Origin of the sequence: Bacteroides sp. HMSC067B03 (assembly GCF_001811315.1) — a bacterium.
GTDB classification, from domain to species: Bacteria; Bacteroidota; Bacteroidia; order Bacteroidales; family Bacteroidaceae; genus Bacteroides; species Bacteroides faecis.
In genome coordinates this window covers 1-23,117 of sequence record NZ_KV804298.1, presented here as the reverse complement: position 1 = coordinate 23,117, position 23,117 = coordinate 1, and the positions used below count along the sequence as shown (strand labels likewise).

At 41.6% G+C, this 23,117-nt stretch carries 11 protein-coding genes and 2 pseudogenes; 5 read left to right on the top strand and 8 right to left on the bottom strand.

Annotation, left to right across the window (positions count from 1 at the left end; all coding sequences use genetic code 11):
• Nucleotide 1: 1 nt before the first annotated feature.
• The 5 genes and pseudogenes from HMPREF2794_RS05675 to HMPREF2794_RS05655 form a co-directional block, all read left to right on the top strand.
• A pseudogene (locus tag HMPREF2794_RS05675) lies at nucleotides 2-1,423 on the top strand (sialate O-acetylesterase); the annotation flags it as partial.
• 13 nt (nucleotides 1,424-1,436) lie between these two features.
• Nucleotides 1,437-2,855: a DUF5009 domain-containing protein gene (locus tag HMPREF2794_RS05670; RefSeq protein WP_070751115.1), complete on the top strand. Its 1,419-nt coding sequence runs from the start codon at nucleotides 1,437-1,439 to the stop codon at nucleotides 2,853-2,855.
• A 2-nt stretch (nucleotides 2,856-2,857) separates the two neighbouring features.
• Nucleotides 2,858-3,892, top strand: coding sequence for a phosphodiester glycosidase family protein (locus tag HMPREF2794_RS05665; RefSeq protein WP_070751127.1), 1,035 nt, complete (start codon nucleotides 2,858-2,860; stop codon nucleotides 3,890-3,892).
• A gap of 27 nt (nucleotides 3,893-3,919) precedes the next feature.
• Nucleotides 3,920-4,966 carry an SGNH/GDSL hydrolase family protein gene (locus tag HMPREF2794_RS05660; RefSeq protein ID WP_087935390.1) on the top strand — a complete coding sequence of 349 codons (1,047 nt, stop codon included), beginning with the start codon at nucleotides 3,920-3,922 and terminating at the stop codon, nucleotides 4,964-4,966.
• Nucleotides 4,967-5,149: 183 nt separating this feature from the next.
• Nucleotides 5,150-6,091 (top strand): SGNH/GDSL hydrolase family protein, encoded by a 942-nt coding sequence (locus HMPREF2794_RS05655; protein ID WP_138339065.1) that lies wholly within the window; start codon nucleotides 5,150-5,152, stop codon nucleotides 6,089-6,091.
• Nucleotides 6,092-6,819: 728 nt separating this feature from the next.
• Here the strand turns inward: HMPREF2794_RS05655 and HMPREF2794_RS05650 are convergent.
• The 8 genes and pseudogenes from HMPREF2794_RS05650 to HMPREF2794_RS05615 form a co-directional block, all read right to left on the bottom strand.
• Nucleotides 6,820-7,902: an SGNH/GDSL hydrolase family protein gene (locus tag HMPREF2794_RS05650; RefSeq protein ID WP_029425725.1), complete on the bottom strand. Its 1,083-nt coding sequence runs from the start codon at nucleotides 7,900-7,902 to the stop codon at nucleotides 6,820-6,822.
• Nucleotides 7,903-7,924: 22 nt separating this feature from the next.
• Nucleotides 7,925-10,504, bottom strand: a complete 2,580-nt coding sequence (locus HMPREF2794_RS05645; RefSeq protein WP_010539490.1) for a glycoside hydrolase family 3 N-terminal domain-containing protein — start codon at nucleotides 10,502-10,504, stop codon at nucleotides 7,925-7,927.
• Nucleotides 10,505-10,527: 23 nt separating this feature from the next.
• On the bottom strand, nucleotides 10,528-12,729 hold the full coding sequence (locus HMPREF2794_RS05640; protein WP_029425726.1) for an alpha-N-acetylglucosaminidase: 2,202 nt from the start codon (nucleotides 12,727-12,729) through the stop codon (nucleotides 10,528-10,530).
• 101 nt (nucleotides 12,730-12,830) lie between these two features.
• Nucleotides 12,831-14,018, bottom strand: coding sequence for a DUF4855 domain-containing protein (locus HMPREF2794_RS05635; RefSeq protein WP_246839588.1), 1,188 nt, complete (start codon nucleotides 14,016-14,018; stop codon nucleotides 12,831-12,833).
• 83 nt (nucleotides 14,019-14,101) lie between these two features.
• Nucleotides 14,102-15,970 (bottom strand): DUF5018 domain-containing protein, encoded by a 1,869-nt coding sequence (locus HMPREF2794_RS05630; protein WP_010539493.1) that lies wholly within the window; start codon nucleotides 15,968-15,970, stop codon nucleotides 14,102-14,104.
• Between the two features lie 30 nt (nucleotides 15,971-16,000).
• Nucleotides 16,001-17,695 (bottom strand): RagB/SusD family nutrient uptake outer membrane protein, encoded by a 1,695-nt coding sequence (locus HMPREF2794_RS05625; protein WP_010539494.1) that lies wholly within the window; start codon nucleotides 17,693-17,695, stop codon nucleotides 16,001-16,003.
• Between the two features lie 34 nt (nucleotides 17,696-17,729).
• Nucleotides 17,730-20,858 carry a SusC/RagA family TonB-linked outer membrane protein gene (locus HMPREF2794_RS05620; protein ID WP_070751111.1) on the bottom strand — a complete coding sequence of 1,043 codons (3,129 nt, stop codon included), beginning with the start codon at nucleotides 20,856-20,858 and terminating at the stop codon, nucleotides 17,730-17,732.
• Nucleotides 20,859-20,895: 37 nt separating this feature from the next.
• Nucleotides 20,896-23,031, bottom strand: a pseudogene (locus tag HMPREF2794_RS05615) (hypothetical protein).
• Nucleotides 23,032-23,117: the final 86 nt, after the last annotated feature.

Here is a 23,117-nt window from a genome sequence, read left to right as displayed (position 1 = left end):
AATGAAATATCTAAGATATTACTTATGGATTATTTGCCTGTTATTCCCATTGGGAATACAGGCAAAAGTCAGGCTAACTTCCATTTGGGGAGACAACATGGTGTTGCAGCAACAATCGGAAGTAATCTTTAGGGGAAAAGCATCCGCCAATAAACAAATCGTTGCGATTGCATCATGGAATCAGCATAAAGTAACGACCCGGAGTGATCAGGAAGGTAACTGGAAGCTAAAGCTTCTCACTCCTGCCGCAGGCGGTCCTTATACAATCTCCTTTTCGGATGGCGAAAAACTGACGCTGAATAATATTCTGATTGGCGAAGTCTGGTTTTGCTCGGGACAATCTAATATGGAAATGCCCGTCAGGGGATTTCGCGGACAACCGGTGTACGGTTCGCAACCTTATATTGTAACCGCCGATCCTAAGCGGGAACTACGCCTGTTTACCGTCAAGAGAGATTGGAGTACAACTCCTAAAGAAGAGGGCGTCACAGGTCATTGGTCGGAGTTGTCTCCCAAAGAAGTCGGAGATTTTAGTGCTGTCGCTTATTTCTTCGGTGACTTGTTACAGCATTCATTAGATGTCCCTGTCGGTCTCATTCATTGTTCATGGAGTGCTTCGAAAATAGAAACCTGGATGGATAAAGAAACTTTGCAACACTTTCCTGAAGTCCAGTTGCCGGATATCAACCAAGCCGAGTTTGAATGGCCTGCAGGTACCCCTACCTTGTTATGGAATGCAATGGTAAATCCCTGGAAAGGATTCCCAATCAAAGGGGTTATCTGGTATCAGGGAGAGTCGAACTCTCCCAATCCGACTCTTTATAAGAAACTGTTTCCTGCCATGGTGGCACAGTGGAGAGAATTTTTCAATAATCCCGGAATGCCCTTATATTATGTGCAAATCACTCCTTGGCAGGCAGAAGGGAAAGATAAGCTGGACCGGGCATGGTTTCGTCAGTGTCAGTTGGAACTTATGTACGAAGTTCCCAATGTAGGGATGGTGACAACGACCGATGCAGGAAGTGAAAAGTTTATTCATCCTCCTTATAAAATCAAGGTCGGTGAGCGGCTGGCATATTGGGCGCTGGCAAAAACCTATGGCAAAGAAGGTTTCCTATATGCAGGGCCTTTTTATAAAAGCTGTCAACTGAAAGGAAATGTGGTAGAAATCACTTTTGAGAACGGCAATGAAGGACTTATTCCCGAAAACCAAAGACTGAAAGGATTCGAACTGGTAGATAAGAATGGAAGGATTGTGCCGGCAGAAGCAGAAATTATAAATGGCTCCGCACGTGTAAAAGTATGGAATGATTCCATATCCCATCCCGTCGAAGTGCGCTATTGTTTCCGCAATTATATGGAAGGTGATCTTTTTAATAATGCGGAGATACCGGCTTCACCATTCCGAATCGTAGTACAACAATAAAAAAATAAATATGAACAGTAATATACGAGCTTCTTCTTTGGATGCCCTCCGAGGATATGCAATTCTTACGATGGTGCTTTCCGGAAGTATCGCTTGGGGAGTACTCCCCGGCTGGATGTATCATGCCCAGGTAGGACCTCGTTCTAATTTTGTATTCGATGGTTCTATATATGGCATCACGTGGGTAGACCTCGTGTTTCCCTTTTTCTTGTTTGCTATGGGAGCTGCCTTCCCTTTTTCAATAGGTAACAAATACAGAAAAGGCAGCTCCCGCTGGAAGATTGTATACGATAGTGTACTGCGAGGTTTTCGTCTGACTTTTTTTGCTATTTACATTCAACATATCTATCCTTGGGTGGTATCTTCTCCACAGGATATCCGGTCATGGCTGATTGCGTTAGCCGGTTTTGCATTGATGTTTCCCATGTTTATGAGAATCCCGTTCAAGATGCCGGAATACGTGAGATTACTGATTAAAATAGCTGCTTATTTCATCGGTGTCATCATGTTGCTGAACATCACGTATGCCGATGGGCGGACCTTTAGTTTAGGATATAGCAATATCATCATTCTGGTATTAGCCAATATGGCAATCTTCGGTTCGTTAATCTATACTTTTACAATCAATAAGCCGTGGATTCGTATCGGCATACTGCCATTTATCATGGCAGTATTTCTGGGGAAAGAGAATCCGGAATCATGGAATCATGCTGTGATGACATTCTCTCCGTTACCATGGATGTATCAGTTTGCCTACCTGAAATATCTGTTTATCGTAATTCCCGGTACGATTGCCGGAGAGTATCTGTACGGATGGCTGCAGAGCAAACAGACAACGCCATCTATAGCTTCCAACAATGACGAGTATAAAAGAATGCCCTGGATACTCCTGCTTACTATCGGACTTATTATTTTGAATTTGTACGGTTTGTATATGCGGTATTTGCTTCTCAACTTGGCAGGAAGTATCATTATCCTAAGCATTTTGTACGTTTTGCTACAGATTGAAGGGAAAAATGCCAATTATTGGTACAGGCTATTTAAAGCAGGTGCTTATCTGGTACTACTGGGACTGGCTTTTGAAGCCTACGAAGGAGGCATCCGGAAAGATCCTTCTACCTACAGCTACTATTTTCTGTCAGCTGGACTTGCATTTATGGCTATGATTGCCTTTTCCATCATGTGTGATATCTACTCATGGAGAAGACTGACACGACCACTGGAATACGCAGGTCAGAATCCTATGATTGCTTATGTATCCACTCAACTGGTCGTATTGCCGATATTAAACCTCGCAGGACTGGGAACTTACCTGTCTTATCTGGATCAAAATGCATGGCTTGGCTTTTTGAGAGGAGTCATTGTAACTTCTCTGGCTTTACTTATAACGATATTATTTACCAAACTAAAATGTTTTTGGAGGACATGATTATGATAATCAAACGATTGTATTTTATAGCAACAGTTTTATTTGCTTTTTCCGTATGTTCATGTGGAGGAGAGAACTATCCGGATCATCCGTGGGAATGGGATCAGGATACCGAAGAAGAAGACCCGAATCCTGATATTATAGAACAAGGATGGACGGCTGTCGATAATCTCGGCAAACTTCCCGATTATATTCAAGTATACAAATCTCCAGAGAATTTAGCCGGGAAAAAGGCTATTGCATATATAGCCGTTGCCGATATGACTAAAGCTAAATTCGAAGTTCTGGGAGATATTGCCTTTTCACAAGAAGCTAATGGATATGGAGGAAAGGCATTGAATACTCCTTCGGAATTTTATGAATCTTCTAAAGATCCTATCGTTGTTAATGGCGGATTGTTCTTCGCTAGCAGCGGGTTCTATTATTCACAGAATCTGGTAATTCGTAATGGGCAATTACTAGCTCCTAATCAGAATTATTATTCAGAGGACTGGGTTACGATGTGGTATCCGACTTTAGGAGCTTTCTGTCAGATGAAAGATGGAACATTTCAAACCACATGGACTTATCAAGGTTCCGATGGAATCAATTACTGTTACCCTGCCCCTGCTGACAATGATATAAAAAAGGACCCGCTTCCGGCACCGTCATCTACTTTTCCCAGTGGTGCGAAGGCATTGGAAGCAACCACCGGTATCGGAGGAGTAACAGTTTTACTGCGTGGAGGTGAAATCAAAAATACCTATGTACAGGAGATGTTGAATATTTCTGCTGCATCTAATCAACCTCGTACCGCCATTGGATATACAAATAATAAAAAAATGATTATCTTTGTATGCGAAGGCAGAAACATGACAGAAGGAGTAGCAGGATTAACTACTGCCAATGTAGCCACAGTTATGAAGGATCTGGGTTGTACAGAGGCTTTAAATTTAGATGGAGGCGGCTCGTCATGTATGCTGGTCAACGGAAAAGAAACAATTAAAGGCAGTGACGGCAAGCAACGGAAAGTGTTGACTGCTGTCGGAATTAAGTAAATGATGAAACATTTTTTTATTCTTACTATGTTGTGCTTGTTTGGATTCGACCTGCAAGCACAACTGACGTATCATGAAGCGTCACAATTCCCTCTTCTTGGGAAAGCCACTGAAGCTACCGGAACTCGTTATGAAAGATTTCCGGATTCATTGAAGAACGTATCTCGCGAACGGTTGTGGAACTTAAGCCGTAACTCCGCAGGTCTGGCAATACGTTTTCGGAGTAACTCCACCCAAATAGCGGTAAAATGGGAGGCTCTTTTTAATAATCATATGAATCATATGACGGATGTAGGAACCAAAGGACTCGACCTTTATTGCCTTCAGGAAAACGGTGACTGGCGTTTTGTCAACAGTGCCCGCCCTACTGCTAAAACGAACAGTGCAACGATTATTGCAAACATGCAGCCCAAAGAAAGGGAATACATGCTCTATCTGCCTTTATATGACGGAGTCGCCTCCCTGTCTATCGGAGTAGACTCATTGTCAACTATTGACCAACCTTTAGTTGACAGTCCGGTCCGCAAAAAGCCTGTTGCTTTTTACGGTACCAGTATCTTGCAAGGAGGATGTGCAGCGCGTCCGGGAATGGCACATACTAACATCATTTCACGACGCCTCAACCGAGAGTGTATTAATCTAGGGTTCAGTGGCAATGCATTGCTCGATCTGGAAGTAGCAAAAATAATGTCAGAAGTAGATGCCAGTGTCTTTGTGCTGGATTTTGTACCCAATGCTTCCGTTGAACAAATGGGGGAACGAATGGAAACTTTCTACCGAATCATCCGGGATAAGCACCCTGATACGCCCATTGTGTTTATAGAAGACCCTGTCTTCACTCACACATTATTCGACCAAAGAATAGACCGTGAAGTGAAAAGGAAAAATCAGACCTTAAATGAGATATTTAATTCACTAAAGAAACAAGGTGAAAAGAAGATATACTTGATTCATTCGAAAAACATGATAGGTAATGACGGGGAAGCAACAGTGGATGGTATTCATTTTACAGACTTAGGAATGATGAGGTATGCAGATCTGGTGACTCCAATCATTAAAAAATTAATGAAGTAGTAAAACCTATGAATTTACAGATCGAATTTTATTTCGTGTGTAAATAAAGAAAGATAAATATTCATGGTTGATTCTTCAGTATTAGTAATCTTCGGCATCATAGCAGCGTCGGCTACAGACATCAAAGAAATTCTCAGATTTGAATTAAAATAAAGATAGAAGTCATGACGAAACGTTTATTTTTTGCATTCATATCTCCGTACACGGCTTTCGGGCGGTGAATTGTCTCTGAAAGTATCAGATACAGGCATCAATTATTACAACGTCTTTATTGACAGTCTTTTGCATAAGATTGTAAAAGTTACCGGCAAGGACACTCTGATTAATTTTATATCCGGCATTGACAAGGGAGTACATCGCGTATTGATTCAGAAACGCACTGAAGGAGAATGGGGCAAAACAACGATTCATCAATTTGTGCTTCCTGCCGGAGGAAAACTTGAAAAGGAAACGGACCGTCCATCCAGACATATCGAGTTTATCGGTAATTCACTGACGTGTGGTTATGGAGTTGAAGGAAAAGATCGTAGTGAACCCTACAAAGCTGAAACTGAAAACTGCAATTTGTCTTATGCCACGATTATTGCCCGCTACTTTGATGCGGACTACACACTTATAGCACACTCAGGAAGAGGAGTAGTACGCAATTATGGTGATTCTGTCCGGGTATCTGCCGTGACAATGAAAGACCGTATGCTGAATACATTTGATATGGATCTGGATAAAAAGTGGGATTTTAAAACATACAAGCCGGATCTGGTCGTTATCAATTTAGGGAGCAATGACTTCTCAACCGGATTATATCCATTGGAAGATGAGTTTATTCGTGCTTATACACTACTGATCAATCGTCTCCGTGAGAATTATGGAGATATCCCTGTGCTATGTATCAGTCCGGCTATTGCCCAACGACAGATCGTTGAATACATGGAACGTATGCGCAAAGAACTGAATGACAAGAAAGTTTATATAGCCGTTCTTCCCGAAGGACTTTTTAATGTTACTACAGACTTAGGAGCAGTATGGCATCCCAACTATAAAGGACAGACAAAAATGGCTACATCATTGATTCCCTATATATCAACGATTACAGATTGGCCATTAAAACCAGAATCATTTTATTAAGGACAGAGAATTTATAATTAGCAAAATGGCATTTTGTCATTTTGCTAATTATAAATTCTCTGTCAGGCGTATTTCCATCCACTGTACAGAATAGAGGATAAAATGGCAGAGATTTGCCATTATAAGAAATCACTTTGTTGCAGATATATCCATGTATATGTTCTTTTTACGTTATTTCTCACACTATCCTGTAATACATCTTATTTTTTTATGCTACTTCGCATTATTCTGATTATTAACTTTTAGCCTAAAACTGGGTCTAATAAATGAAATACCCCCTATTTCAGGGCTAAAATACGTTCCTTCTAAACGTACTTAGCGTTTCTTTTAAACCAATGGGACGTTCCTTTAAAACCAACCTTATGTTTCATTACAATCATTCTTATGTTTCACAACAATCAACCTTATGTTTTGAGCAAATAATACGGTAATTTATATGCAAACGACAGCTGTTTTATGCACAATTCTGTATATAAATTCTATATCTTAGTGGTTTCTCACTCTAGTTTCATCTATTTATCAAAAGCATCAGTCATCGAAAGTAAAGAAAAAATAGCATAAAGACATTCTATTCAACATAAGACAGTCATATTGATTATCGATTTCTCAAATAATACCATGATACCCCGTATCTATAGCTTTGATGCAAGGATCATAATAATATGCATTACTCTTTCTCATATAGTTTGTTTTCAGACAAAGTTAATAGTGAATGAGCCATAAAACCACTATTTTTTAAGTAGCTTTTTAATCACTGGAGTCACCAGATCAGCATAACGCATCATACCCACATCGGTAAAATGAATGCCATCTACTGTTGCCTCACGATCGCTTCCAAGCATCATCTTTGAGGATATATAGTATATATTTTTTTCTTTTCCTTTTTTCAACTCATTAAATATACGACGTAAGGCATCATTCAAAGTCTTAATTTTCCGGGCATTGGTGTTGTTGTAGTAAGAATCCATGAATTGTGGATCTTCAATAAAGATGACAGGTGTGTGAGGATGTCTGTCACGAAGAATACGGTAAAACCTCTCCATTCGCTCATTTATCTGCTCTACCGTGACATTGGGTACAAAATCAAGCACGAAAACACCGGCATCTACTCCAGCCATCACTTGAGCTACTCCAAGATCAAGAAAAGCATTACCACTAAATCCAAGATTGATACATTCCCGATTCAAACGGCGTGAGATAATATTGGTGTGAGCCATGCCCGGACGGGAGGCACATCCGCCTTGAAGAATGCTGGTTCCATAAAATACTACAGGTTTTTCACGTACAGGACTTTCCACCGCGGGCTGATTGATACTGGCATCAGCATCGATTCCAATCGACAAAGAAACCAGTCCGTCGTATAGCGGCAAATAAATCATAAACTCCCGTTCTTTGGCTTCCATACCGCTGATGAGGCTAGATTCCGTATTTTTCCCCGTGGGACAGGCACTATTCACAAAGTACCAGTTCTTTCCTTCCAGACAGTAGAGGTCAAGTCCTTTCACTGCTACATCAGTCATATGATTCATATGGAAGTTAACCAATGATTCCCATTTTACTGCAACTTGAGTGGAATTGCTTCGGAAACGCACTGCCATACCCGATGAATTCCGACTTAGTTGCCATAACGGTAAACGAGAAATATGTTCCAATGAATCGGGCAAACGTACATACCGCTCTGTGGTAGCAGTGGTAGCCTTTCCCAATAACTGGAATTCAGCCGCATCATAGTAGGTTACCTGAGCAGACAGATTACCTGCCATAAGTAATAAAATAAAGTTTATTATCTTCCTATAAACTGAAAATGACATAGTATCTTATGATTAAAGTTCTTTACTTCACTAATCTGATATTAATATTTTTGCGTCCTTTCACCTCCATTTGTTGAGTGATGAATCTTGCTTTGGCAAAAGCTATGGAATCATCAGTCCGAAGGTTGATAGAATAGAATCCCTTTTCATCAGTTTGAGTCTCTTGACCGGATGAAATGGCACGAACCGTGACATAAGCTACTGGAGTAGCTTGTGCATCACGTACAAATCCCTGTACAGTAATAAACTCGCCACTAGGCGTGACTTTAATGATTTGAGGAGAATCAATTACAGGAGTCTTCTCAGGTTCACGCCCTACTTCGATAGAAATACGATGGGTTATGCGATCTGATGCAGTGCCCACTTTTATCTCAAAAGTCCCGGGTTCCAAGTAGCGATTACCGATATTATCGGTCAGGTAGAGTTCGTGTATGGGGACTTTCAATGTGATCTCTTTCGTTTCGGCCGGGTTCAAACTTATCTTCTCAAAAGCTTTCAGCTGCTTTATTGGTGTCATAACAGTACTGACAACATCACGTATGTAAAGTTGAACGACTTCTTTGCCGGCAACTTCTCCACTGTTTGCAATCTTTACTTTTACGGCTATGGTGTCATGAGCCTGATAGTGAGTTTTGTCGGCAATCGCTGAAACCAGATCAAATGTAGTATAACTCAATCCATGACCAAAAGCCCAAAGAGGGTTCGGAGAAGAAAACACATAATCTCGTCCCGGCAATTCATAAGTTCCGGGCTCTTTATAAAATCCCTTATCAGTGGTCAAATGATTGTAAAAAGCGGGAAGGTGACCGGAACTTTGAGGAAAGGAAAAACTAATTTTCCCTGATGGATTTACTTTACCAAAAAGAATATCGGCAATGGAATTACCTGCTTGTTCTCCGGCATACCATTGAACTAAAATAGCAGGGACATTTTTTTTAGCGAAAGGTATAGCAAACGGTTTACCGGCTACCAATATTAGGACTACCGGTTTACCTGTTGCACAGACCGCTTCAATCAGTTCCTCTTGAGCACCAGTCAATTCAACACCACTAAGGTCAATTCCCTCGCCACTGGTAGAAGAGGCATTGCTGTGGCGTACAAAAGCGGTACTTGAACTGCCAACAAATAGTAATGCAACATCACTCTGTTGAGCCGCACGTACAGCTTCTTCAATACCTGACTGATCCAACGAAGCGATAGAACAGCCTTGGGCATAGTTCACTTTCACCTTTTTGCCTGCCAAACGACAGATGCCTTGTAACGGTGTGATACCATCTTCTTTGTTTTTACTCCATGTATAATCGCCAAATTGCACACAGTCTGCATTAGGACCAATTACTGCCACCGACCGAAGTTTCTTTATATCCAATGGAAGCAAATTACCTTCATTTTTCAGAAGTACTGTCGATTCATCAGCAATCTGACGTGAAAGTGAAATGCATTCTTTGGCACGTAACGGCCAACGATATGAATTTTTCTCAAGATAAGGGTCTTCAAACAAACCTAATTCAAATTTAGCACGTAACACACGTTTCACCGCCCGGTCGATGTAGCGTACATCAAACTCACCAGCCAGCACTTTACTCTCAAGCGACTTGAAACAGAGACTCGACGCTTCAACATCCAAACCGGCCGTAAGTGCTTGACTGGCAGCTTCAAAATCATTATCAGCTGTTTTATGGAAGTTCTTCAACATATCAATAACTCCCCAATCAGAGTAAACATAGCCCCGGAAGCCAAAACGGTCACGTAAAATATCAGTCAGCATGAATTTTGAAGCTGAATTGGGTTCACGGTTCCAGGCATTGTAGCTTGACATAACTGCTAAAATATCGGTTTCAGCCAGTATGGCTTCAAAAGGTTTCAGATAGACATCAAATAAATCACGAATGCCACACTCCACTGATGCCAGATTTAAGCCGCCCAATGGATTGCCGTGCGGTCCGTAATGCTTTGCCATTGGTGAAATGCCATGATCCATATATCCTTTAACCTCTGCTACAGCCATACGAGCACAAAGGAAGGGGTCCTCACTAAACGATTCCTCCACTCTGCCCCAACGTAACTCACGAGCTACATCTATACAAGGAGCTAACACTTGTTTTACCCCGATTGTATTAAGTTCACCCGCAATATGTTTTGTCATTTCATAAGCCAATGCAGGATTAAATGTACTGCCTATAGCTATATTTTGCGGATAGATAGTAGAACCTTCATGCACCACTCCATGAAGTGACTCCGCTACCGAAAAACCCGGAATACCCAGACGTGTCTGCTCCAGTAAATAGGTTTGAATAATGCGGAAGTTCTTCCTGCATTGCGCTGCCGTGAGTGGAAAGCCTTCGAAAAAGCCATACCCTTTATCACCACACATCTTTGCTAACTTGGCGGTATTGAGCTTTTGTCCGTCAAATACATCCCACGATTGCAAATGGCTGATTTGAGCTATTTTTTCCTGTAACGTCATACGGTTCAACAGATCGTTTACCCGTTCTTCAGTGGGAAGTAATGGATTCTTGTATGGAAATGTATGCTGTGCATTCAATGAAGAGGCACAACAAAATAAGCATATGATCAGAATATTTTTAATTATAAATTTCATAGTTACGAAAAATTAGTTAACAATTACGGATATAATGAGCGGAAGTCATCATCATATTTCAATATCAGTTCTTTAGCCAAAGATATTGGATTTTCTTCAGAAGTGATTGGAAAATCTTCATTTTTCAATGTCCATTCATACTCAAACTGTGTAATATCCTGATGAAATTTCTCTTCATCAAAGTTTTTATGCCTGGTCATAGCGGCAATTACTTCTTCTGTGAAACGTTTCCAGCGTTCTCTGTAGAATGTACGTGTCAATCCTCCCCATCCTCTATTGGCATAATCGTTAAGCTGGGTATCTTTCTGTCCCCACACCGTAAGAATGCACCGTGCATTTTCTTCATAATATTTTTGTTCTTGTTCATTCACTGCAAAATCTTTGGCATCTTTTATCCATTTGCCTATTGAGAAAACAGGACTGCAGCAGAGCAATCGATCTACATCGAGCAAAAGTTGGTCCATACGCTGTCCCCACACCTTAGTTTCTTCCAATTTTTTTTTCCGATAGCAATCGGTAAACTTATCACGATAGTCAGCAAAAAGATTACCTAAAACTTGCCTTCCCACATTAATTACATCAAAATGATATTCAGAATGATATACTCCTTCAGCTTTCAGCAACTCCTTCCAGATTTCCCACAAATCGATATTTTTATAATCGTACCCGGGAAGTGTGTTCCATCCTTCTACGCCTTCTAACTGTGGACGAGCATTCATCAATACTGCTTGTCCGCAAAGGGCTGCTGAGGTATAGATCTTCTCATATAGTTGTTTCCATGCTTTAACAATATGATTATCTACATTCCCCCCTCTGCATTGGGCCCAATTTGCAATCCACTGGTGGGCAGGCATTGAATTTTCCCATGCACGTTCAAAGACGAATTCATACATTAAAGGATTTACATCAAGACCTTCAAGCGTCACTCCCAAACCATATACGTTATCGCCTCCTTCTTTGAAAAGTCGATCAATTTTAAAATCTACATCATTCAGGTCACCAGCTAAAAAAGTGTTTCCACCAAAATTTCCTAAATAACACCAAATATAAGGTTTCCCGTAGTATTGCTCTGTATCACGCCATATTTCTGTATAATCACAATAATAATCAAGTAAAATCAGTTTATCTTGGGGAACAGCATTTAAAAAGGATTTGATACGGGGTTGAGTCCATTTCTCTTTGGCATGATAAAACATCCACGTCATCTGTAACCATTGAGCAGCGGAATCCACATCTTGTATCGATTTATAAATTTTATCAGATACATTGGACAAAAACTCCTCGTTCCAGTTGGGTGAGTCTACCTCGTTGAAAGGATCGATACCATAAATGTGGTTGGTGCCATACACTTTTGTCTGTTCCTCTAAAAAACGACGTTGAATGACTGAATAAAGCGAATCCATGGGATCAATGAAGTGACTACGATACTTTTCATCGTATCCTCCCCATTGACTCATTGTGTAGATTTTAGCTTCTGGATAAAGTTCTTTTAGTTCAGCGGGAACATGTCCCGCAAAAGCTGGTAGAATGGGAGTCATATCAAAAGCCCGTTCACGTTCAAGAATTAATTTCTGTAGTTTTTCTTGGTCTGCCAACCATGATTGAGGTAACGGACTTTGCCAATAATCTACGTTTGACATACGATGCCAAGGAAGGTGAGCCGGACCTGTAAAATAAGTACGAATCTCCTCATCAGACAGTCCCATCTCCGTCCATACTTTATACCATATAGACTCTTGACCGGTGATAGCCAATGGCATAGTTACTCCATTCAGAGCCATCCAGTCAATAAGTCGTTCCCAATCACTCCATTTCCAGTAGGGCATAGAGTAGCCAAAGGTGCAATAATTAAGAAAGAAACGATTCTTACATTTTGAACGTAAAATAACGGGAGCTTCTACTTCAGGTAGTTGAGCAGGCATTACTACACTATCCGAAGCATACCAAGAGACATGTGCCTGACAGTAATACTTCAAATAATGGTTTAGTCCTACGGCCAATGAATTCCGGTTGTTTCCTTTAATCAGAATCTTCCCATTGTCAGACTCAAGTGTAAAGCGGTCTATATCTACAGAATCAGTCAGAAGTTGAAATTGGAAAGAGTGAGCATGTTGAGGAAACAAACGTTCGCACATTTCACTAAGTGTATTTGTAGCCGGATCTTGATTTCTTTGGCAACTCACCATAAAAAAAAGTAGTATAAGATAAAAGTATTTATTGTTCATAAGCATATCGTCTATTCAAATGCGAGGAAAATCTTTTTTTATAAGAATTTTAAGGGTGTCCTTCTTCGGACACCCTCGATTGCAAATGTGAAATTTACTTGTTAATGTGAATCACGGATAGGGCGTTCTATAACAAACTTGCAGAACTTATGATAAAGAGCCACGTCAGCCGGTTCACTAGAGTACTTCAAGGTAAGCAATGCGTTATTACTCTGATAGTAAGCCAAGCGGCATTTTTCCCATACACCATACTCCTTGAATTTTGCCATATAGTTTTCCAAACGGTAAGCTTTGCCGTGAGCTGCCAACACATCGTCCTCGAACTCCATCTCCATCTGCATATTGCAACGCAAAGCTTCTTTGCAGGCTTCATCAAGACGTGTAAGAGGTATTTTATCATCAAAATAGTAGTTGGGCTGGTAGTAAGCATAGTGAAATCCCAGTTCTTTCCAAGACTCGTGACCATCGGAATTGAAGAACGGAATCCAGTTGAAACTATATTTCAGTTCGTTCAGATAGTTGGCAATGGGGGTAATGATATTTCCGGTATGTGAGGCATCCTCGGCAATCCAATAGAACCCGGCTAAATCGACATATTGATACCTCTTCTCGTTGAAACGAGCACGCACTTGATCGATGAACCACTTACAGGCTTTCACACGGTCAGCAGGTTTGGAGAAGTCGAGCGACACATTATCAATTTCACCCCAATATACACTCGACGAACCTGACACCAATTCATTCTGTACGTCAATAGGCTCAGGAATGCCAATTATTACCTGGCGTTTGTACGCAGGTTCCCCAATGGTAGTCATTGCTTTTTTTACACCCGCTTCGATAGCTGCAATACCAGTTTCTGAATTGAAATAACAATCGATGAGTTTCATCCACTCAGCCTTGGTGGCTGATTCATAGCGCATCCCCTTGGTATACTCTCTCACCGTCTGCCAATTGTCGGAAGTATTGAGGATTTCAAGCATGAGGAAGCTATCAAAGAACCAGTGTGAAGTGTTTTGCTCGTCTACATAAGTAATATAGGGTTGAGCGCGTTCCTGCGTCCAAATAGGGCGTTGGTCACCACCCGAGTAAAAAAGTACCATATCGGTATTAGCCAAGATTGACTGACGGTTGGTTTCCCAATCGTATTTCTGGTCGGGCTTAATTTCAATTTCTCCACTGCCGTCTTCTGGAAAAACAGGAACGGTGTGTTCCTCATCGGAACAAGCTACCAATACTGAGCATAAACCTCCCATCAGTAGTGATACAAAAGTAAGAATAATCTTTTTCATACGTTTCTTATTCATTGTTTTATGATGTTTAAATAGTCGTTTGAATATCGTTTAAATGGTATTAAAATAACGTTAGGTACCGTTTACAGGCCTTTGAACTTTGTGAGTTCGAAAGCTATCAAGCCATGATCGGTAGTAAGCATATATACCTGTACGGCCAATCCGTCCTGACTTTTGGCAAAAATCACATCACCTGTGCAAGGAATATTCTCACCAAGCACACTGCTCACTCCATCAAATGCCCAAGGAGAGGTATAGCCCGTAGCTGTGTAACCTGAGCCCGGTACGCCGCCCGGCACATCTGCATTTCCTATTGTATTGCCTTGCTGTGAATCAAAGATGAAGCCATCACTCATAGAATTAGCATTGGGATTCTTGGTGATGTCAGCCACATAAAGGCGTTGTGCTCCATTGAAAGAACCTGAACCATTCTGAACAGCCAACAATCTTGCGCCGTTAAAATCAACATAATCGATGCCTTTAGTGAATCCTTGCCAACCCCAATAATGTGAATCGGGAACAGTAAAAGCAAAAGCTCTGTCTGCACTATCACCAACAGGAGCACAAATCACCATATTAGTTTCATTGGCCGGTGTAGATATGTAGCTGAAAGGTTTCTCCGTATTAGTTGTAAGGATCTTCGTATAGTCTTCTACACGTGCACCACTCACATTAGCAAATTCCACATGCGCCTTGCCACTCATTATGCCATCGACAAAGCTGATAAATACCATACGGTATGAGAAAGGAGACGTAGTGGTGAGTACAGCTTTTCCACTAGTAATGTCACCTGTGATGTGAATAGAACTACCCATATCAATATTATAGTTCCAGTTAACTCCCATAGGTGCCTGATCGAAAACTGGATCACTGAAAGGTTTATCAAGTATCAATGTGGGAGTGTTCTCTATACCATTTTTCCATACCCATACATTAACATCCGTATAAGGAGTGGCATAGCTTCCTGCACGAGTACTCACGTAAGCCATGGCTACCATGTGTCCATTATCATCGGAGGTAATAGCACGTATAATACGATTAGATGGTATACCGGCCACGTTCACCTTTACCTGATCAAGCAACTTGCCGTTATATCGGTTGAACACCGGCATATTGACGAAATTATTACTATTGCTAAGGATAAGGTAATCATCTACTACAGCCATAGTGCGATTGGCACCCACTTCAAAACCATGCGAATTTTCTTTCAAAGTTTGGAAACCAAAAAGCCCTGCCACATAACCCACACCATATTCCACAAACTCAGGAGTTTTGTACACAGTTTCGTATACCGTCTTCTTCACACCATCCTGTGCAGTGATAGTAACGGTAGGCATCACACTCAAATCGAGGATTTTTGTCACGGGATCGTAAGCATCCGATTCAATAGTCGCCCATGGAGCAATGGTGATAAGTGCATTTTGCAACTCTCCGTCAATACTTGACGAGGTCTTATAGATAATAATTTGTCCTTTTTTACCCTCTTCAACAGGATCAGCCACTACAATCTGAGCACGTACATTGGCTAGTTCGACCTTAATGATATTGGCACGTTCCGACTTTTTATAAATAGCTGTAAAAGTGTAGTTTTTCTTGGAACCATCGGCTTCGATTAAGGTAGAAGAGAATCCTTCTTTCAAATTGTGAATACCCGACAAAGGGGGATCAAAACGGGCACCCACAGGAAGTGTAGCTTTGAGTCGCATACGGGTAATATCTCCTTGAATAGGTTCTGTATCTGAGATGTAGTAGGGAGTCTGCACTACAGCAGTACCGTTGGCACGGTCGATAACGGTTTCATACTCAGTGTTCTCATTACCTGCAAATCGTCCAGTAATGATGAGTTGATCGGTAATTTCACTTTCGGTTCTCACCAAATCGTCAGGGTCAACACATCCCGCCAGGCAGAGCGAGAAAGCCAAAAAGCTATTTATGATATGTTTTAGTTTCATATTGTCTACTTATTTAAATGGTAACCATAATTATTTCCAGCTAGGAGTCTGCTCACACATTATGTTATTTCGAAGCTCGCTGGAAGGTATCGGGAAAATATTATATTTCTTAGGGAACTTACGATCCTGCGTGTCACATTCTACACGGGTATAAAGAAAGCTTGAACCGGTTTTTTCAATTTTGATACCATGCAGTCGTTGCCCGTTGAGTACCTTTTGAGCAATATCCCAACGAACAAGATCATACCAACGATGTCCTTCGAGTCCCAGCTCACATACACGTTCCTTCGAGAGATCTTCAAGATAATTGTCCCAGGTAGACTGCTGAGCTAAGATAGGCAATCCCACACGAGTACGAATCTTGTTGAGATAGTCGTAAGCTTCCTTGAACTTATCCAAACGGGCATAGGCCTCGGAAAGGATAAGAATAATCTCGGCATAACGCATCTCAATCCAGTAGGATGTACTTTCAATGTCTACGTAGTTGATATTGTCGCTTTCATCCATAAATTTACGGAAGATATAACCGGTGGTACTAGTGCGCACATAGTCCTGACTTGCCGATGTAGAGAAATCCATGTATCCGTCTTTACCACCTACGTAAAGCTCAAGTTGACGTCCTGTCCAATTGGCACCATTGTAGAGAATAGAAGCATAGAAACGTGGGTCGCGGTTTCCCCATGGTCCTTCGGAATATTCATTCAAATGGGTCCAATCAAACGATTTCCATTCCTGACCCACCTTGATATCAAATGCAGAAGCATACTCATCGGTAGGCGTAGCGGCTGCACCCAACGTGCCAGGTTGCAAGCCTGCTTTTTCTGTGTCATAGGGTGGGCAGAAGAAATGATTAAACATGTGTTGCTTAGTCTTTTGTTGAAAATAGACAGGCAAAATTAGCTCCTTATTATTCACAGTATTGAAAATTTGCATATAACTGTCCTTAGAAGTCCCTGAAAGAAGTTGATATACACCCTTTTTCTCCAGCTTTTCTACCTCTAATGCTGCATTAACAGCATCCTGCCAGCGCTTGGCATAGAGAGCGGCACGGGCTTTCATGCCATAAGCAGCCCCCTTTGTAAGGCGGCCTGCCTCCGATCCTGTCCATTCTTCCGGTAGCATTTGGGCTGCTTTTTCATATTCGTCAAGGATAAAAGTCCAGCAATCGTCTTCTGACGAACGAGCTTGTGCGCGCTGGTTATGATCATCTACGCGGTCTTCGTTGATACGCAGGATTACACCGCCATGACGCAATACCAGCTCTTGATAAGCAAAAGCACGCATAAAACGAACTTCGGCTGTTCGAATGGCTAACTGATCGGAATCCAATTTATCAGCAAAGCCACTATGAACATCGTAAAAATACTCATTAAACCGGCGAATCTGCTCGTACATGCCATCCCAATTAGAACGATAATTACCATCAGGACTCATCATATTGTCGTAATAAAAAAGTTTGTTCACACTGCCCTCAGCTACATTGAACCAAGAATATTTAATGAGGTCACTCACACCATCATCCATGGCCAGATTAGCTCCCACATTGATATCGGCATTGCTATAAAACACGCCATAGAAACTTTTGACATAAAGATCCAGGTTCTTGATAGAAGCATAGGCTGTAGATTCGCTATAGGTGTCAGTAGGATCGATATCGAGTACATTACACGATTGCAATGCGAGGGCCGACAGAGCCAATCCTAGTAATAGATTTTTTGTTTTCATGCTAATTTATTTTATTAGATGTTGTACATAGGGTTTAGAACGTTATGTCTACACCAAACGTAAAGGTGCGTTGCTGCGGATAGTAACCTTGAATGACATTGGCCGCCTCAGGATCGAGGTACTTAAACTCGGTGAGAGTAAAAAGGTTGTAGCCGCTGGCAAACAGGCGAAGATTGCTGATCCCGGATTTCTTTACCCATGACTGTGGCAAGGTGTATCCCAAAGTTACATTTTTGAGGCGTACGTATGCACCATTACGCTTCCAAAAGTCAGATACCTGCGCATTATTAGCATAAGCCACTGTACTGAGACGCGGATATTCAGCATTGGTATTGTCAGGACGCCAGCTGTTCTCTACCAAGTAGTAAGGCGCGTTATCCCATCCGGCATAGAAAGGACGTGTAAGTGGAGTCTGGTCACGTGCACCGTTATTCCATTCGCCACAAAGCAACTTGTCGCACAAAGCGGCACCTTGCAACTGAACAGAGAGGTCGAACTCTTTCCAGTTGGCGTCGGCCATCAACGAGAACATCATCTCAGGCGTGGTGGGGCGTGCAATCTTCACCTCATCATCCCAGCTAATGAGTCCATCACCATTATAATCGAGGTAACGGATGTCACCCAATCGGGGAATTTCGCTGATGGGTAATGGAGCTGCGTCAATCTCGGCTTGTGTCTGATACAGACCTAGCGATTTCAATCCCCAAATGGTCCCTACCGATGTCCCCAGACGGTTCTGCCAAGGTTTAGTATTGTCAGCCTGCGTCATACGCAGTATTTTATTACGGGCAAACGAAAGGTTACCATTCAGGCTATAATTGAATTTGCCAATGTGATTACGGTGTTTTACTGTAATCTCGAATCCACGGTTATCAAACGTACCACTGTTTTCAATACTCGGATAATGGCCTCCCAGCGAAGGAGGATATACACCACCAATGGAACGAAGGATATCGTAAGTATATTTGTAAAAAACATCGAACTCAATGCCTAAAAGACCATTCCATGCCGAAAGTTCAAAACCAGCGTTGATAGAACGACATTTCTCCCAAGTAAGATTCTCCATCGGGTAAGATACTTTATTATACAAGGTATTCACCGCTTGTGGAGTGGTACCGAAAACTGTACTATTCTTTGACCATGCGTACTGTTTGCGATAGAGGAAAGGATCAACATTGTCGCTACCTAAGATACCGAAAGAGGCTCTTAACTTGAAGCGTTCCACTTGAGGAAAGAGTTCTTTGAAAAAATCTTCTTCAGAAGCAACCCAGCCCAATGAGGCCGATGGGAAGAATCCCCAGCGATTACCCTCTTTAAAGTGATAAGAGCCATCGTACCGAAAAGTAAATTCAGCCAAATAACGGTCATTATAAGCATAGTTGAAACGGCCAACATAACCGGCATAGGCCTGGCGCGTGCTACTGGAGAAGTTACCATCGGTGGGATGAATAGTAGAGCCAAAAGGTAACTCGTCAATATCGAGAAGTGCAAAATCGGAGCGATAACCTGTCAGCGTATTTCCTTTACGCTCAGTTTGTTCATAAAGGAATAGTGCACCTACATCATGCAAACCAAACTTTTGGTTGTATGAGACAGAAGGGCGTAATACTACTTGCTGTTCTTTCTCGTCACCGACTGACATCCCCCCTGTTGGCTGCAAATTAGAAGCATACTGACGTACATATTTCTTGGACTCAGGTTTATAAAGCATCAATTCGTAAGAGTACTTGAAGCTGCGTGAATCGCGATCTTGCCAGTCCCAACCTACAAACATACCAGCTTTCAAACCTTTGAGGAAGGGGAAAGAGTATTCTATCTTGGCCGATGTCTCCAGACGCATTGTACGTATTTTACTATAGCCCGAATGTCCAGCTGCATAATCAGGATTTGAAGCGCCACGATAACCAGATGCCGGCATCCCTTCATATTCGAGTGGAACAAACGGAGCGGCATAAAGCAATACTCCCACCACATTATTGGTCGTTTGATTCTCATAACTGTCGCCACCTGGTTGATAATAGTCGTTAATCTTACCGGCCACGTTAAGTGACACGCTGATATCTTTGGTCACTTGCGTATCAATGTGCGAACGGAAGTTGCCACGTTCCAGCTCAAAACCTTTAATAAAGCCATTCTGTTTCATAAATCCCCCACTGAGGAAGTAACGGGTTTTCTCGTTACCACCACTGATGGAAAGATTGTGTTGATGCATCAAAGTAGTACGATAAATAGGTTCCTGCCAATTGGTATTTTCAAATCCATCAGTAGGATCTCCATTGGTAGTCATGGCAATCTCTTCATCGGTAAAGTAGGCTTTCTCACCATCCATGCGGCGAGCATAGTTATACCATTGCATATAGTGTGTACCGTTCATAAATTCAGGCAGCGTAGTAGCATGTGACAAAGTGAGCGACCCTTTATAATTAATGGTAGTTTTGCCCTCCGTTCCTCGTTTGGTAGTAACCAATATTACACCTGCAGCAGCTTTCATGCCATACACTGCACACGAGGCAGCATCTTTTAATATAGTAACTGATTCCACTTCATTAGGATTGATATACGCCATGCTGCGTTCTACACCATCTACCAGAATAAGAGGTCCGTCACCTCCATTATATGTGGAATGTCCACGAACCAACAATGAAACATCATCAGCTCCCGGGGCTCCGGTGGCTTGTTGAGATATCAATCCCGGCAACTTGCCGACCAAGGCTTGCGAAACGTTGCTTGTTGTTGACTTCAATAATTCTTTAGAAGATACCGAAGATATTGATCCTGTGAGATGGATCTTTTTCTGAGTACCATAACCGACTACTACCACCTCGTCGAGACTATTAATGTCTTCTTGAAGGGTAACATTGATCATAGAACGGCTGTTTACTTTTACCTCTTGTGTTATCATACCTATATATGATAGCACTAATGTAGCAGACTTGGACGCATTCAAGGTAAATTGCCCATTAAGATCAGTAGTTGTGCCCGTTGCGCTCCCCTTTACGGTCACACTGACTCCGGGTAACGGTAACCCTGTCGCATCTATGACGACTCCATTGACTGTACTTTGCGCATAACTACTCGATGCGCATACAAAAAGTATTGTTAATGAGAAGAATAATATTCTCATAGAACAAAAACGACCTTTTTGCATAGCTTTGTGTTTCATAAGTTAGAAGTTTATTAATAATATGTATATATCTTATTTAAAGTTGGCGTGTTATCATTTCCTCAATTACCTCACTGGCAACAGTAGAAACATCTTTTTGGTTAGCAATATCCCATAATGATGAATCTTCTTCAAGAACAAACTGTGTACCTACAATCCAACTCTGAATCCATCCGGTAAGAGTGCTCCATACCCCCCATCCGGCATCAGCATTCGAAGCCCAATAATTCCAATCTTCATAATTGAACGCCCTGAACCATGCACCATCTACGTTCTTGAATTTATCACTACGTACTTGAATACGAATTAAAAAATCGCGCATTTGATTTACAGCCTTTATGTAAGTAGTATCCTGAGTTGCCTTAGCAGCTTCACACAGCCCCACAAAGGCAAAATTTGTTGTATAAAGCATATCAGCAACCGGATCGCCATTGTCAAAAATTAGTGGTGCTTCGTTGTTGCCATATTCCGCATTGGAAGGAGTACGCCCAAAAAGACTTTTCGACTCATCACCCAGTTCTTCGCGAATACCTCCACAAGGCACTTGATTTCTAAGTAGTTCATTTGTCATAAAATGCAGCCAATCTAAGTGTTCCTCTGTTGGTGCTACCCGATAGAGCCATGCTAGCGGCAGAATCATACGGGCACGTTCTTGTTGAATGCCGTTAGTCCACGACCACTGTTCCGGATATCCTTCCATCATCATGGTTATTCCACGTTTCACGCGTTCAAGCAGCGGCTGATAATGTGTTTGGTTATAGAGCCAAAGATAGCAAGCCCAGTTCCAGGCCTCAAAGTGAGCATGCAGATTTACCAGGTCAGCATTATAGTATGATTTCCAGCCGCGTTTCTGTAAATCAGGCTCAAGAATATTTTGTCCTCTAAATCCATTTAATCCCGTAGTACGGAAATTACCTACAATGCCCTCAACTATTTGTTTATCCCATTTAGGATTATTCATCAATGCTGATGAAGCGATGGAACCTAATAATGAACGGGCATTATCATCGCCATAATAAGTGCCTTTATGTGTATAAGCCCATCCTAACAGACCATATGATGGGGATTTGGGATCATTGCGTACTGAATCTCTATACTCGGTAAATGAATAGTCGAGTAAATTGGCAGCTACCTTTGTATATTGTGAATTATCCAGTAGTGTACCGGCAGCTGCAAAAGCGAACGAAGCTTCTCCTTGAACATCATCACGCATCCAGTAACGATACATCTGCGTACCGTCATATTTAATACCGGACATATGTCCTTCCAAAATACCTAATGACCCGTCCCCATCTTTAAAGTTGCGTGGAAGTTCAGGCCCTACCGGGGCAATACCATTACCCATATATTTATCAGCCCAATCATGCTTCCAATCGGAATGCACCAAGAAATGTCCATTGTAGAACCATTCTACTCCTTTTTTAATGCTATTCATTCCTGCATCTTTCGGCAACACATCAGTAGCTGTATAAGTCGGACGAATATAAGAAGTCCAAGTAGAAAAAGTGAATGTTTCTCTATTTAACAACCACTGAAAAATATATTCGAACAGTGCCTTTACCCGTTGTTCCGGTAAGTAACGGCCTTCAGCAAAATTACTCATACAAGTGGCTGAAAGGAGAAGTTGGTCATTATGAAAATACAGTATCGGTTGAGTGGGTGTATCTTTCAGTCCATAAACCGCATCATTGAAGCCTGCCACTTTTGCAGCTACTAACAAGGGATTAGCAATCGGATCTGGGGTTTGTTTCATAATACAGCGTTGAAACGAAAGTAAGCTCATGGAGGGAAGTAGTGAATTCAATGAATCACATACCACAATACGTTCCAATTCCAATGTATCGGCTGTCACCCATTCAGTAGCTCCTACACATTGTGGAAACTCCATAAATACTCGCAGTGATTTTTCTTTGATTATTTTTTGGTCAGCTGTATCGAGCTTCACTCCCTCCCTAGGATAGGATTCACTCAATAATAATACGCCCGCCTATTTTGGGGCTTTCTGTAGTGCTTCATGCACCGATGAATAGATACGAAGTCGATATCCTTCCTCATCCAGCAACTTTATTAAGTCATTAGTAGGAGTTCCATAACATATCACTTCCTCTTTCTGCTGGCATGAAAAAAATAGAAGAAGCAATATAAATATTCCAATAATTCGATTCTTTAACATAGTATTTTATTTTTAATAGATCGTTTCCAGTGTTTTCCAGCACTGATACAGTCCTCTCGGTACGTGGAAGCATCCTTTCCATTTTC

Excerpts from the sequence above, each read along its gene's own strand:
- HMPREF2794_RS05670 (WP_070751115.1), top strand. The coding sequence starts at position 1,437 with ATGAACAGTAATATACGAGCTTCTTCTTTGGATGCCCTCCGAGGATAT.
- HMPREF2794_RS05665 (WP_070751127.1), top strand. The coding sequence starts at position 2,858 with ATGATAATCAAACGATTGTATTTTATAGCAACAGTTTTATTTGCTTTT.
- HMPREF2794_RS05660 (WP_087935390.1), top strand. The coding sequence starts at position 3,920 with ATGTTGTGCTTGTTTGGATTCGACCTGCAAGCACAACTGACGTATCAT.
- HMPREF2794_RS05650 (WP_029425725.1), bottom strand. The coding sequence starts at position 7,902 with ATGTCATTTTCAGTTTATAGGAAGATAATAAACTTTATTTTATTACTT.
- HMPREF2794_RS05645 (WP_010539490.1), bottom strand. The coding sequence starts at position 10,504 with ATGAAATTTATAATTAAAAATATTCTGATCATATGCTTATTTTGTTGT.
- HMPREF2794_RS05640 (WP_029425726.1), bottom strand. The coding sequence starts at position 12,729 with ATGAACAATAAATACTTTTATCTTATACTACTTTTTTTTATGGTGAGT.
- HMPREF2794_RS05635 (WP_246839588.1), bottom strand. The coding sequence starts at position 14,018 with ATGAAAAAGATTATTCTTACTTTTGTATCACTACTGATGGGAGGTTTA.
- HMPREF2794_RS05630 (WP_010539493.1), bottom strand. The coding sequence starts at position 15,970 with ATGAAACTAAAACATATCATAAATAGCTTTTTGGCTTTCTCGCTCTGC.
- HMPREF2794_RS05625 (WP_010539494.1), bottom strand. The coding sequence starts at position 17,695 with ATGAAAACAAAAAATCTATTACTAGGATTGGCTCTGTCGGCCCTCGCA.
- HMPREF2794_RS05620 (WP_070751111.1), bottom strand. The coding sequence starts at position 20,858 with ATGAAACACAAAGCTATGCAAAAAGGTCGTTTTTGTTCTATGAGAATA.